Raw genomic sequence first — 13,865 nt, forward strand, 5'->3', positions numbered from 1 at the left:
CGGAGACCAATGACCGCCGCCCTGCCCTTCGCGCCTGCCGCCTGCCCGCGACTGGTGGTCAAGGTCGGATCGTCGCTGCTCGTCGATGGCGCGGGCGAGGTGCGGCGCGACTGGCTGGCCTCGCTCGTCGCCGATCTCGCCGATCGCCATGCCGCGGGCCAGCGCCCGATTGTCGTGTCGTCGGGCGCGATCGCGCTCGGCGCACGCAGGCTGGCGCTGACCAAGGGCGGCCGCGCGAGCCTCGACGATGCACAGGCCGCCGCCGCCGTCGGGCAGATCGCGCTGTCGCAGGTGTGGGCGGAACTGCTGCGCGAACGCGGGCTCAACGCCGCGCAGATGCTGGTCACGCTCGACGACCTCGAGGATCGCCGCCGCTATCTCAACGCCAGCGCGACGCTCGACCGGCTCGCCAGCCTCGGCGTCGTGCCGATCATCAACGAGAATGACAGTGTCGCCACCGCCGAGATCCGTTTCGGCGATAATGACCGGCTGGCCGCGCGCGTCGCGCAGGCGGCGGGCGCGCAGGGCGTCGTGCTGCTCTCCGACGTCGACGGGCTGTTCGATTCGAACCCCAACGGCAATCCTGCCGCACGGTTGATCGAACGCGTCGAGACGATCGACGAGACGATCCTCGCCATGGCCGAGGGGACGAGCGGATCGGGCATGGGTTCGGGGGGCATGACTTCCAAGCTGCAGGCCGCGCGGATCGCGACGGGCGCGGGGATCGCGCTCGCCATCGCCTCGGGCAAGCGCGATCATCCGCTGTCCGCCTTCGCCGCCGACGGGCGCGGCACCCTGTTCGCCGCCGCCGGCCCGGCGCGCGCCCGCAAGAGCTGGCTTTCGGGCCGGCTGACCGCGCGCGGGCGCATCCATGTCGATGCCGGCGCGGTCGCGGCGCTGCGTGCGGGCAAAAGCCTGCTCGCCGCCGGCGCCGTCTCGGTCGAGGGCCGCTTCGATCGCGGCGACGTGATCGACATCGTCTCGCCCGAAGGCGTCACCGTCGCCCGCGGCCTCAGCGAATATCCCGCCGACGAGGCGGGCTTCATCGCCGGCAAGCGCAGCGACGCCCTCGCCGCGCTGCTCGGCTATGCGCCGCGCCCGGCGCTCGTCCACCGCGATCATATGGTGCTGCTCTGAAACCCAATCGCCCGACTCTCGCCATCACCGGCGGAACCGGTTTCGTCGGTTCGACTCTCGTCCGCCACGCCGCACGGCGCGGCCACCCCGTCCGTGCGCTCACCCGCCGGCCGCAGGCCGACATCAGGGGCGTGCGCTGGATGAACGGAGCGCTCGACGATGCCGACAGCCTCGCCCGCCTCGCCGAAGGCGCGGATGCGGTCATCCACGTCGCCGGCGTGGTCAACGCGCGCGACCGCAACGGCTTCGTCGCCGGCAATGTCGAAGGCACGCTGGCGATGGTCGAGGCCGCGAAGGCCGCCGGCGTCCGCCGCTTCGTCCACGTCTCGTCGCTCGCCGCGCGCGAGCCGGAGCTGTCCATCTATGGCTGGTCCAAGGCGCGCGCCGAACAGATCGTCGGCGCGAGCGGGCTCGACTGGACGGCGGTGCGCCCGCCCGCCATCTACGGCCCCGGCGACATGGAGATACTGGACCTGTTTCGCTGGGCGAAGCGCGGGATCATGTTCATGCCGCCGCCGGGCCGGCTCTCGCTGATCGAGGTCAGCGATCTTTCGCGCCTCCTCCTCTCGCTCATTCCCGCCGAGGAGACGCTCGCCGAGATTTACGAGGCCGACGACGGGCGCGAAGGCGGCTGGACATACCGCGAATTCGCGCAGGCGATCGCCGAGGCCGTCGGCAGGCGTGCCGCCATCGTCCACACGTCGCCGCGCATGCTGCGCATGGGCGCGCGGATCGACCGCCTCGTCCGTCGCGGTCGCGCCAAGCTCACGCTCGATCGCGCGGCCTATATGAGCCACGAAGACTGGGTGGTCGACGCGACGAAGCGCCCGCCGACGGAAATATGGCAGCCGCATATCGAGACGCACGTGGGATTGAAGGCGACTGCCGTCGCCTACCGCGCCGCCGGTTTGTTATGAGCGGCGTTTTTTTCAGCGGGACGGCACCGTCACCAAAGCGCCCAAACCCCGCCGCATTCGCTTGGCAAGCCCGGCGCCACATCGTTAAGGACGAAGCATGACCGACCGCGCCCAGATATTCGAAATCGTCTCCACCCAGATCGAGCCCTTCAACAAGAAGGGCGTCGCGCTGACCGAGGCGACCACCTTCGCCGGCGACCTTGAATGGGACAGCCTGACCGTCATGGATTTCGTCGCCGCGATCGAGGACGAATTCGACATCATCATCACGATGAACATGCAGGCCGAAATCGAGACCGTCGGCCAGCTCGTCGACGCCGTCGCCAAGCTGAAGGGCTGATCCAGGCGCCATGACCGACCTTTTTTCCAAGTTCGACCCGCTGATCGCCGAGCGCGAGGCGCTGCTCGCCACCGGCGTGCGCGATCCCTTCGCCATCGTGATGGACGAAGTGAAGTCGCCGACCCTCGCCATCATCAAGGGCAAGGAAACCATCCTGCTCGGCACCTACAATTATATGGGGATGACTTTCGATCCCGATGTGGTGCAGGCGGGCAAGGACGCGCTCGACGCTTTCGGCGCCGGCACCACCGGCAGCCGCGTGCTCAACGGCACCTATCAGGGCCACAAGGAGTGCGAGGAAGCGCTGAAGGAGTTTTACGGCACCGAGCATGCCATGGTCTTCTCGACCGGATATCAGGCCAATCTCGGCATGATTTCCACGCTCGCCGGCAAGGGCGAATATATCATCCTCGACGCCGACAGCCACGCCTCCATCTATGACGGCTGCGCGCTCGGCAGCGCCGAGATCGTCCGCTTCCGCCACAACAGCGTCGAGGATCTCGACAAGCGCCTCGGCCGCCTTCCGGCCGAAGCCGGCAAGCTGGTCGTCCTCGAAGGCGTCTATTCGATGCTCGGCGACATCGCGCCGCTGCCCGAGATGGTCGCCGTCGCCAAGAAGCATGGCGCGATGGTGCTGGTCGACGAAGCGCACGGCATGGGCTTCTTCGGCGAGCATGGCCGCGGCGTCTATGAGGAGCAGGGGCTGGACGGGCAGATCGATTTCGTCGTCGGCACCTTCTCCAAGTCGGTCGGCACGGTCGGCGGCTTCTGCGTCTCGAACCATCCCAAGTTCGAGGTGCTGCGCCTCGTCTGCCGCCCCTATGTCTTCACCGCGTCGCTGCCGCCGTCGGTCGTCGCGACCGCCGCGACGTCGATCCGCAAGCTGATGCATGCGGGCAACAAGCGCGCGCATCTGTGGGAAAACAGCCGCCGCCTGCACGGCGGCCTGCGCGAGCTGGGCTTCACGCTGGGGACCGAGACGCCGCAGTCGGCGATCATCGCCGTCATCCTGCCCGATCAGGAGCAGGCCGTCGGCATGTGGCAGGCGCTGCTCGAACTCGGCCTCTATGTGAACATGGCGCGTCCGCCCGCGACGCCGGCGGGCATGTATCTGCTGCGCTGCTCGCTTTGCGCCGAACATAGCGCCGAACAGGTCGAACAGATTCTCGGCATGTTCGCAGCCGCCGGCCGCGCGGTTGGCGTCATCCCCGCCTGAGTGCTAGGAATAGCCTTGGCCCTTAAGGCCGGGGTGGCGAATTATGGACGATCAGGATCCGCGCGTCGAAGCGGACATGACCGGGTCGATCGGCTGGCGGCGCATGGCGGTGCTGGGGCTGGGCATCCTTGCCGCGCTGGGGCTGATCATCCTCATCTCGATGGTCTCGCTGTCCAACAAGCAGCGCGACGTGGCGCTGGCGGCGCAGCGCCACAGCTTCGAGGTGATGATCCTCGCCCGCACGCTCGAAAGCACGATGACGCGGTCGGAAGCGGCGCTCGGCCGCTATGTGATCAGCGGCGACCAGCAGGTCGGGCGCTATTATTACGAGCAATGGCGGCGCGCAGGGCAACTGATCGACCGGCTCGACGAAGTGACGCGCGACAATGCCGAGCATACCGCGCTGATCGGCACGCTACGCCAGATCTACAGGACGCGCGGGGAACAGCTTTCGGAAACCGCGCTGCGCACCAATTACGGCCAGGGCTGGAACGCGCTGTCCAAATATTATCAGGCCGGCCAGTCGCGCAGCCTCGAGCAACTGGCGAGCACGCTCGACCGGATCATCGCCAACGAAACCAAGGTGCTCAACGAACGCACCAGCGTCGCCGCCATGTCGGTCGAACGATCGAACCGGCTGGCGCGCGTGCTTGCCGTGTTCGGCATCGTCGTGATCCTCGGCGCGCTCGTGCTCGGCTGGTCGATGCTTCAGGCGCTGGCGCAGCAGGCGCTGGCACGGCGCGACATGGCGCAGGCCTCGCGCCGCGCCGCCGAACTGGAAGAGGCCGTGCGCGACCGGACGGTCGCACTGGTCGACGCCAATGAGAAGCTCCGCACCGAAGGGATCGAGCGCGCCCATGCCGAGGCGCAGCTCCGCCAGGTCCAGAAGATGGAAGCCGTCGGCCAGCTCACCGGCGGCATCGCGCATGATTTCAACAACATGCTGGCCGTGGTCGTCGGCGGGCTGGAGCTGGCCCGCCGCCGCATCGTCGATGGCGGGGGCGATGCGCTGCGCCATGTCGACAACGCGATGGACGGGGCGAAGCGCGCCGCCGCGCTCACGCGCCGCCTGCTCGCCTTCGCGCGCTCCGAGCCTCTCCTCCCCGCCGCCGTCGCGCCGGGCGAACTGATCCATGGCATGTCCGACCTGCTGGACCGGACGCTGGGCGAGCGGATCAGGGTCGAGACGATCTGCGAGGAGGAAGGCTGGCGCATCTGGGTCGATCGCCACCAGTTGGAAAATGCGCTGCTCAACCTCGCGGTCAACGCGCGCGATGCGATGGAGGGCGAAGGCACGCTCGTCATCCGCACCGGGCGGCGGACGCTCAGGCCCGGCGAGATCGACGGCGCCGATGCGGGCGACTATGCGACGATCGCGGTCACCGACGACGGCTGCGGCATGACGCCCGAGGTGCTCGAGCGCGTGTTCGAGCCCTTCTTCACCACCAAGCCCGTGGGCAAGGGCACCGGCCTCGGCCTCAGCCAGATTTTCGGCTTCGTCCGCCAGTCGCGCGGCGAGATCGAGATCGCGTCGACCCCCGGGGAAGGCACCACGGTCGCCATCCTGCTGCCGCGCCATGATGCGGACGAGGCCCGCGACGCCGGCTCGGCCTCCGCCGATGCGCAGCCGACGGAGCCGAGCGGCGCGCACCGCATCCTCGTCGTCGAGGATGACCCCCGCGTCCTCGTCTCGACCACCGAGGCGCTGAGCGAGCTTGGCTACCTGCCGCTGCCCTGTCCCGATCCCGCACTGGCGGCCGGGATGATGGCCGCCAACCCCGATATCGCGCTGATCGTCACCGACGTCGTGATGCCTGGGCTGACCGGCCCCGAACTGGTCGCGCAGTTGCACGACGCCCATCCCGACGTGGGGGTGCTGTTCGTCACCGGCTATGCCGGCGAAGTCGAGGACAAGGCGTTCGGCGGCCATGCGGTGCTGCGCAAGCCCTTCACCATGGGCCGCCTGACACGCGCGGTCGAAGCCGCGCTAGCGCAGGCCAGGGTCTCGGCCGCCGCCGAATAGAAGTCGGCCTAAAGACGGTGCCTACGCGCGCGGATGCGCGTTGCGATAGACGTCCATCAGATGCGCCGCATCCACCGCCGTATAGATTTGCGTCGAGCTGAGGCTCGCGTGGCCCAGCAGTTCCTGAAGCTGGCGCAGATCGGCCCCGCGCCCCAGCAGATGCGTCGCGAAACTGTGGCGCAGCGCATGCGGCGTCGTCCGGTCCGACAGCCCCAGCCCGACCCGCGCCTTGCGCACCGCGCGCCGGATGAGCGCCGCCGACAGCGGCCCGCCCCGCGCGCCGATAAACAACGGCCCGTCCTTCGCGATCGGCCAGGGGCAGGCGGCGGCATAGGCCTCGATCGCCGCGCGCACCTGCGGCAGGATCGGCACCAGCCGCGTCTTGTCGCGCTTGCCGGTGACGAGCATCGCCTCGCCCAGCGGCAGCGCCGCGCCGGTCAGCCCCATCGCCTCGCCGACGCGCAGCCCCGCGCCATAGAGCAGCAGCAGCACCGCCCAGTCGCGCGCGCCGATCCACGGGGCGGAAGCGTCCTCCTCCACCGCCTCGGCCAGCGCGATCGCCTCGTCGGGCGAGATCGGGCGCGGCACGCCCTTCTTGACGCGCGGCCCCTTCAGGCGCGGCGCCTCGACGCCGGCAAAGGCCAGGAACCCGCGCACTGCCGACAGCTCGCGCGCCGCCGATGCATTGCCGATCCCGTCCATCCTGCGCCGCGCGAGGAAAGCGCGCAGATCGGCCGCGCCGACCGCGTTCAGATCGGCCGGCCCGCCCTGATGCCCGGAGAGGAAAGCAAGCAGCCGCTCCGCCGTCGCGACATAGGCGCGCACCGTATGCGCCGAACGCCGCCGGTCGCGCCGCAGATGATCACCCCAGCGGACGGCGAGAGGATGAGGCAGCGTCTCCACGCGCGAGACCCTAGGCCAAGCCCTCCGTCATTGCGAGGCGGCGCAGCCGGCGCGGCAATCCAGACCGACGCCGGGGCATCGGCTGGATTGCTTCGCTGCGTTCGCAATGACGGCGCACGCGCGGACCGGCGAATCAGCCGATCTTCTGGCCCGTCTTCGCCCAGTCGGCGAGGAAGCCCTCGATTCCCTTGTCGGTCAGCACATGCTTGACGAGCTGGCGGATCACCGCGGGCGGCGCGGTCATGACGTCGGCGCCGATCTTGGCGGCTTCCAGTACATGGATCGGGTGGCGCACGCTGGCGACGAGGATTTCGGTGTCGAAGCCGTAATTGTCGTAGATCAGCCGGATGTCGGCGATCAGTTGCATTCCGTCGAAGCCATTGTCGTCATGCCGGCCGACGAAGGGCGAGATGAAGGTCGCGCCGGCCTTGGCGGCGAGCAGCGCCTGATTGGCCGAGAAGCAGAGCGTGACGTTGACCATCGTGCCGTCGCTGGTCAGCGCCTTGCAGGTCTTCAGCCCGTCGATCGTCAGCGGCACCTTGATCGCGATATTGTCGGCGATCTTCCGCAGAATTTCCGCCTCGCGCATCATGCCTTCATGGTCGAGCGCGACGACCTCGGCCGACACCGGCCCGTCGACGATCCCGGCGATCTCGGTCACCACCTCGATGAAGTCGCGCCCCGCCTTGTGAATCAGCGAGGGATTGGTCGTCACGCCATCGAGCAACCCGGTCGAGGCGAGATCGGCAATATCCTTGGTGTCGGCGGTATCGGCGAAGAATTTCATGTGCGCAGGCCTTTTCGGAATCGGCGGGAGTCGCCCGGCCGACTATCGCATGCGCACGCGAAGGGAAAGCGCGGGGAGGATCAGTGCGGCGCCGGCCGGTCGGTGCAATCCGCAGGCGCCGTCGCGATACCGCCCTTGAAGCTCGCCTTGACCGTCGCTGCGGTCGCCGCGATCTTTACCTGCGGCAGCAGGCAGGTCACGCCGCCGCCTGCCAGCCATGCATCGCCCTTGACGAGCATATAATCCGCGCTCGCCGCGACTGTCAGCGTGGTCGGCGGCCCGCCGAAGCTGTGGAGCAATCCCTTGCGCGTGATCGTGGTCAGCGCCGCCCCATGATCGCGGATGTAGAGGATCGGTTTGTCCTCGCGCGCCGCGATCAGCTTGCGCTGCCGTTCGACGGCGGTCAGCGGCAATTGGCCGTCGATCGGGGTGTAGAGGCCGGCGATGAAGAGATCATAGTCGGCGATCGCCGCGGCGAGCAGCCGCCCCGCCTCCCCCGGTGCGCCCGCCGGCTTGCCTTCCGGAGCCTTGGTCGCGAGCCAGGAGAGATAGTCGACGCGATATTTGCGCAGCGCCTCCTCATAAATAGCGCCGAGCTCATTCAAACGTCCGCCGGGCGTGTCGGCGCTCTCGTCGATCCCTGCGGCGATGGTGAAGCCGCTGACGTCCGATGCGATGCCGAGCCGGACGCGCAACGCCGCATCGAGCATCCGGTCGGTCGGCTTCAATAACGCTCCCTTCACCGTGAAATCGGTGCGCGCAAGCGAGGCAACGGTCAATGCGACGCCTACCGCCGCCCCCGCCGGCCCCAATGCGCTGCCGGCGAGAGGCGCGGCCTGCAGGAGCGCCTCCGCGACATCATCCTGTTCGTCTGCCTGCAGCGCGGCGGGCGCACGCGAACTGAATGTCATCATGTGGACCGGGGAGCGCGGGCGCGGCCTCGTCGGGAGCTGCGCTGGCGGCTGCGCGCTGTCCCATGCCTCGACCGCGGTGGAAAGGCGCTGGCGGATTATCGGCTCGAGCTTGTCGAACGCGAGCCAGGCCGCCACGCTGGGCGGCTGATTGTCGAAGATGATGATGACCTGGCCGTTGCCGGCGGCCGCATTCCCGACCTTTGCGGCGATCTTGCCTGCCATGGCGTCGTAGAGCGCACGCGTGATGACATCGGATTCCGCCGCGCCCTCAAGCCCTTCCGCGGTGCTCGCGCTGGTCGCGGCGGCGGCGCTCTCTCGGATGAGCTTGAGCTCGGCGTCGAGCTGCTCGGTCTTGGCCTTGGCGAGATCGACCGCCGCCTGCTGGTCGTCGATCGAAGGCTCGGCGGATACAGGTGACGCGATCAGGGCGGCAAGAGCCGCGAAATGCATGTGTCGCATGATGGAAAGCCCCCTTTCCTGCCTGCGACATTAACCAATTTCGGTCGCGCACCCTAAGCCCGACGACTCCGAAACGGACCGTCCGGCCGACTATCGCAGCAGTTTCGGACCATCCCTGGTCAGCTTCTCGCGGATCGTATCGGCGAACAGCCCCAGCATCCCCGGCAATTGCAGTTCCAGCCGCACGACATCGTCGGCGACATCGACATGCCCGCTCACCGTCTGCCCCATCGCGCTGACCTCGATCAGCATCCGGTCTCCCGACCATTCATTCTTCATCGCGGCGACCCCGCCGGGGATCCATTCGCCCAGCCGCCCCACCCCGCCGGTGATCCGCGCGCGCGCGGCCTCGCGGCCAAGCTGATGGGGAATGTCGACGGAAACGGGCGTGCTCATGCGCCAAGGGCATAAAGCGCCGCGCAGCGGGCGGCAACGACGTTCGGAATCGCTTCACATCGTACCAATTCGGGACGAATGCAAAAAGGTAAACGCACGTGAAACGAGTGACGCACTCTGCTATTCTCCACCGATAATCCGGGCGCGTAATTCGGAATTGAGGGGTAGATTCATGCGTAAGCTCATAACCTTGTCGGCGCTCGGGGCCGCCGCGGCCTTCGTCGCGACTCCGGCCAGCGCCGCGTCCGTGGTCGATGGCAGCTGCACGTCGGTCACGTCGGCCAACGGTTGCCTGTTCAGCGGCAACATCAACTCGAATGCGGCAAGCCCCAACGGCTATGTCGCCGCACAGACGGCCTACAACACATACAACAACAGCCATCCGTCGGCCAATCCGGACATTTTCCTCGATGCCCTCGGCTTCGCGGTTTCGACCGACGACGCCAATTTCTCCAGCTTCGGCACCTTCACCGGCGCCGGCGGCTCGTCGGGCACGTGGAACCTCGCCGGTTTCAACGTCAGCTATATCGCGGTGAAGGCGGCGAACTATTTCGTGCTCTACAAGCTGGCGGCGCCTGCCAGCTCGGGCAGCTGGAATACGTTCGACATCCCCTACAACCGCAACCCGGCAGACGTGTCGCACATCATGTTCTTCGGTGACGCAGCCGGCGTGCCCGAACCCGCGACCTGGGCCATGCTGGTCGCCGGCTTCGGCCTCACCGGCTTCGCCATGCGCCGCCGCGCAAAGCGCGTCGCGATCGCCTGACGATCAGTCATCGCCGAAATAGCCCGCCGGGTTCCGATCCGGCGGGCTTTTCTTTGCCTGTCCTACAGCGCTCCGGCACGCTAGATTCGGATGCGCGGCGCGGCCCGGTCGGCGGTGTCGCCATGGAAGGACGGGACGGGAAGTTGAGATCGACGCGCCAGCCTCTCAACTTTCTCAACTTCGTCCCGGAATGAGACAGGTTTCCTTCGCGGCCCCGCCACCCTATCTCGGCGGCCGATGACCCGCGCGCGCGTCCTTCTCCTCAATCCGGCGCTCGGCCCGCTCGATTATCGCGTGCCGCACGGCATGGCGGTCGAGCCGGGCTCGGTCGTGCTCGCCCCGCTCGGCCCACGCCAGCTTTCGGGCGTGGTGTGGGAGGAGGATCATATGCCGTCCGCCGGCGAGGTCGGCGACAATCGGCTGCGCAACCTGATCGGCGTGCACGATGTGCCGCCCCTTCCCGCCCCGCTGCGCCGGCTGATCGAATGGACGGCCGACTATTATCTGGCGCCGCCCGCCGCCGTGCTGCGCATGGCGCTCGCCTCGGCCTCGGCGCTCGAAGGCGGGCGGACGATCACCGAATATCGCGCGACCGGCCTCGTCCCCGCCCGCCTCACGCCGCAGCGCGAGCAGGCGCTTGAGCGGATCGGCGACCGGCAGGGGCTGGTGCGCGAACTGGCGCTGATCGGCGGCGTCACCGATGCGATCATTCGCGGGCTGATCAAGGCCGGCGCGATCGAGGCTGTCGAGGTCAGTCTCGATACGCCCTTCGCCGTCCCCGATCCCGATCACGCCCCGCCCGATCTGTCGCCCGCGCAGGCCGATGTCGCGGCGACGCTGGTCGGCGCGGTCGATGCGAAGGCCTTCCAGCCCTTCCTGCTCGACGGCGTCACCGGATCGGGCAAGACCGAAGTCTATTTCGAGGCGGTGGCGGCGGCGGTGAAGGCGGGGCGACAGGTGCTCGTCCTGCTGCCGGAGATCGCGCTGACCGAGCCTTTCCTTCGCCGTTTCGAGGCGCGCTTCGGCGTCGCGCCCGTCGCCTGGCATTCGGACCTGCGCCAGTCGCAGCGCCGGCGCGCCTGGCGCGCGATCGCCGGCGGCGAGGCGCGCGTGATCGTCGGCGCGCGATCGGCCCTGTTCCTGCCCTATCCAAATCTCGGCCTGATCGTCGTCGACGAAGCGCATGAGACGAGCTTCAAGCAGGAAGAAGGCGTGCAATATCACGCCCGCGACGTGGCGGTGATGCGCGCGATGCTCGAAAGCATCCCCGTTATCCTCGCCTCCGCCACGCCCGCGATCGAGACGCGCCACCAGGTCGAGATCGGCCGCTACCGCGAGTTGAAGCTCCCCGCGCGCTATGGCGGCGCCGAAATGCCCGAGATCGCGGCGATCGATCTGATCGCCGACCCGCCGGAACGCGGCCGCTGGCTTGCCCCCACGCTCGTCCGCGCGATCGAGGAAACGCTGGAGAAAGGCGAGCAGAGCCTGCTCTTCCTCAACCGGCGCGGCTATGCCCCGCTCACCTTGTGCCGCGCTTGCGGGCATCGCTTCCAATGCCCCAATTGCACGGCGTGGATGGTCGAGCACCGGCTGATCCGCCGCCTGCAATGCCACCATTGCGGCCATGTGATGCCGCCGCCGCGCGCCTGCCCCGAATGTGGCGAGGAGGACAGCCTCGTCGCCTGCGGCCCGGGCGTCGAGCGCATCGCCGACGAAGTGAAGCTGCTCTTCCCCGAGGCGCGATCGGTGATCGTCACGTCCGACACCATCTGGTCGCCCGCCAAGGCCGCCGAGTTCGTCGCGCGGATGGAGGCGAACGAGATCGACATCGTCGTCGGCACCCAGCTCGTCACCAAGGGCTATCATTTCCCCAACCTGACTCTGGTCGGGGTGATCGATGCTGATCTCGGCCTGCAGGGCGGCGATCTGCGCGCCGCCGAACGCAGCTTCCAGCAGATCGCGCAGGTCTCGGGCCGCGCCGGGCGCGGCGAGAAGCCGGGGCGCGTCTTCGTCCAGACGCATGAGCCGCTCGCCCCCGTCATCCAGGCGCTGGTGACGGGCGACGCCGACAGCTTCTACGCGGCGGAAACGGCGTCGCGGCGCGATGCCGGCGCGCCGCCCTTCGGCCGCTTCGCGGGCATCGTCGTCTCGTCCGAAAAGGCCGAGGCGGCGGCCGAGATCGCGCGCCTCATCGGCCGCAGCGCACCGAAGGTCGATGGCATGCAGGTCTATGGCCCGGCCCCCGCCCCCCTCGCGATGCTGCGCGGCCGCCACCGCCAGCGCCTGCTCGTCCACGCAAGCCGCGCGCTCGATGTGCAGACTGTCATCCGCGACTGGCTGGGCGCGCTCGACTGGCCATCGAGCGTGCGCGTCAGCGTCGACGTCGATCCCTACAGCTTCGTCTGATCCCTCTTTCCTACCGCCTCGTCGAGGGATATCGTTACGGCGAGGGGATAAAAATTCGGGGGCCTATGTCGCTGTTCGGGAAGGCGGCCATTGCCGCCATGTTGACGCTTTCGGCGCCTGCCGCCGCCACCTGGCGCGAGGCGAGTTCGACTCACTTCCTGATCTATTCGGAGGATAATCCGGCGCGGCTGCGCGAATTTGCAACCGAATTGGAGCGATTCGATTCCGCGATCCGCTATCTGCGCAACGTGCCGCCGGCCGATCCCGGCAAGGCCAATCGCGTCACCGTCTATGTCGTCTCGAACATCAATCAGGTCCAGAAGCTGGCCGGCGACAAGAGCCGGAGCGTCGCCGGCTATTATCGCAGCGGCGCGGGAACGTCGTTCAGCATCGTCCCGCGTCACTCGGGCAACGGCAGCCGCTTCGATCTCGATGCCGAAACGGTGCTTCTCCACGAATATACGCATCACTTCATGTTCGCGACCTATGCCGGCTCATGGCCGCGCTGGTTCGTCGAGGGTTATGCCGAGTTCCACGCCACCGCCGATTTCGGAAAGGACGGATCGGTCGGCATGGGCAAGGCGCCGCTCTTCCGCGCCTACGGCCTGCTCAACATGCCCGCCATCCCGGTCGAACAATTGCTCGACCCGCCGGAGAAGATGACGTCGGAGCAGGTCGACGCCTTTTACGGCCGGTCCTGGCTGCTGATGCATTACCTGACTTTCGAGCCCTCGCGCAAAGGTCAGCTTTCCGCCTATCTGGCCGCGATCGGGCAGGGAAAGTCGAATATCGAGGCCGCGCGCGCCGCCTTCGGCGATCTCGCCGGGCTCAACGCCAATGTCGCCGCCTATCTCAAACGGCCGCGGCTGAATTACGTCAATATGGCCGCCAGGGCGATCAATCCGGGTCCGGTCGAGATTCGCGATCTGGGCCTTGCCGAACAGTCGCTGATGCCGCTGCGCATCCGCTCCCGCAACGGCGTCGACAAGAAGGAAGCCGAGGAGGTTCTCCAGCTCGCCCGCACGGGTGCCGCCGCCTTTCCCAACGACCCCTTCGCGCAGACCGTGCTCGCCGAAGCCGAGTATGACACCGATCATTTCGACGAAGCGCTCGCCGCTGCCGAGCGCGCCATCGCCGCCGATCCCAAATCGATGGACGGGCTGCTCTACAAGGCAAGGGTGCTGAAGGAGCGCGCCCGATCCCAACAGCATGATCCTGCGGCATGGAAGGCTGTGCGCTCCGCCTTCATCGCCGCCAACCGCGTCGATCCGGACGATCCTCGCCCGCTCATCGGCTTCTACAACAGCTTTCTCGACGAAGGGATCGCGCCGACGAAGAACGCCGTCACCGGCCTGGCCAGCGCACAGATACTCGCGCCGCAGGATGGCGAGGTCCGCATGCTGCTCGCCCACCAATATCTGAACGACGACAAGCCGACCGAGGCGCGCGCCTTGCTTGAACCGATCGCCTATGATCCGCATCCGTCCGACGCCAGCCGCTCCGCGCTCGCGATCATCGAACAGATCGATACCACGTTGAAGAAGCCGGCCGCCGCGCCGGCCACGGGAGACGCACAACACCGATAACAGGCAAGGGAGGAA

At 67.9% G+C, this 13,865-nt stretch carries 12 protein-coding genes; 8 read left to right on the forward strand and 4 right to left on the reverse strand.

Annotation, left to right across the window (positions count from 1 at the left end):
- Positions 1-9 precede the first annotated feature (9 nt).
- From proB to AC3WT0_RS07220, 5 genes are all read left to right on the forward strand, one after another.
- Positions 10-1,137: a glutamate 5-kinase gene (proB, locus tag AC3WT0_RS07200; RefSeq protein WP_492752620.1), complete on the forward strand. Its 1,128-nt coding sequence runs from the start codon at positions 10-12 to the stop codon at positions 1,135-1,137.
- Entirely contained in the window at positions 1,134-2,054 is a 921-nt protein-coding gene (locus tag AC3WT0_RS07205; RefSeq protein WP_492752918.1) for an NAD-dependent epimerase/dehydratase family protein, read from the forward strand. Before proB ends, AC3WT0_RS07205 begins: the two co-directional genes overlap by 4 nt.
- A gap of 97 nt (positions 2,055-2,151) precedes the next feature.
- Entirely contained in the window at positions 2,152-2,394 is a 243-nt protein-coding gene (locus AC3WT0_RS07210; RefSeq protein WP_492752622.1) for an acyl carrier protein, read from the forward strand.
- A 10-nt stretch (positions 2,395-2,404) separates the two neighbouring features.
- On the forward strand, positions 2,405-3,610 hold the full coding sequence (gene spt / locus AC3WT0_RS07215) for a serine palmitoyltransferase (RefSeq protein WP_492752624.1): 1,206 nt from the start codon (positions 2,405-2,407) through the stop codon (positions 3,608-3,610).
- Between the two features lie 43 nt (positions 3,611-3,653).
- Positions 3,654-5,633 (forward strand): ATP-binding protein, encoded by a 1,980-nt coding sequence (locus tag AC3WT0_RS07220; RefSeq protein WP_492752625.1) that lies wholly within the window; start codon positions 3,654-3,656, stop codon positions 5,631-5,633.
- A gap of 21 nt (positions 5,634-5,654) precedes the next feature.
- Here the strand turns inward: AC3WT0_RS07220 and AC3WT0_RS07225 are convergent, their stop codons facing one another.
- The 4 genes from AC3WT0_RS07225 to AC3WT0_RS07240 form a co-directional block, all read right to left on the reverse strand.
- A complete protein-coding gene (locus AC3WT0_RS07225; protein WP_492752920.1) occupies positions 5,655-6,527 on the reverse strand; it encodes a tyrosine recombinase XerC in 873 nt (290 codons plus the stop codon).
- Positions 6,528-6,669: 142 nt separating this feature from the next.
- Entirely contained in the window at positions 6,670-7,323 is a 654-nt protein-coding gene (gene fsa, locus AC3WT0_RS07230) for a fructose-6-phosphate aldolase (RefSeq protein ID WP_492752626.1), read from the reverse strand.
- Between the two features lie 80 nt (positions 7,324-7,403).
- Positions 7,404-8,696 (reverse strand): hypothetical protein, encoded by a 1,293-nt coding sequence (locus AC3WT0_RS07235; protein WP_492752628.1) that lies wholly within the window; start codon positions 8,694-8,696, stop codon positions 7,404-7,406.
- A gap of 90 nt (positions 8,697-8,786) precedes the next feature.
- Positions 8,787-9,092 carry a polyhydroxyalkanoic acid system family protein gene (locus AC3WT0_RS07240; protein ID WP_492752629.1) on the reverse strand — a complete coding sequence of 102 codons (306 nt, stop codon included), beginning with the start codon at positions 9,090-9,092 and terminating at the stop codon, positions 8,787-8,789.
- Positions 9,093-9,264: 172 nt separating this feature from the next.
- Between AC3WT0_RS07240 and AC3WT0_RS07245 the strand changes: the two genes are divergently transcribed.
- From AC3WT0_RS07245 to AC3WT0_RS07255, 3 genes are all read left to right on the forward strand, one after another.
- On the forward strand, positions 9,265-9,858 hold the full coding sequence (locus AC3WT0_RS07245; protein WP_492752631.1) for a PEPxxWA-CTERM sorting domain-containing protein: 594 nt from the start codon (positions 9,265-9,267) through the stop codon (positions 9,856-9,858).
- A gap of 237 nt (positions 9,859-10,095) precedes the next feature.
- On the forward strand, positions 10,096-12,264 hold the full coding sequence (locus tag AC3WT0_RS07250; protein ID WP_492752632.1) for a primosomal protein N': 2,169 nt from the start codon (positions 10,096-10,098) through the stop codon (positions 12,262-12,264).
- A gap of 98 nt (positions 12,265-12,362) precedes the next feature.
- A complete protein-coding gene (locus AC3WT0_RS07255) occupies positions 12,363-13,850 on the forward strand; it encodes a tetratricopeptide repeat protein (protein WP_492752633.1) in 1,488 nt (495 codons plus the stop codon).
- Positions 13,851-13,865 lie beyond the last annotated feature (15 nt).

The organism is Sphingomonas sp. EU05-FHT14C10 (assembly GCF_058790595.1).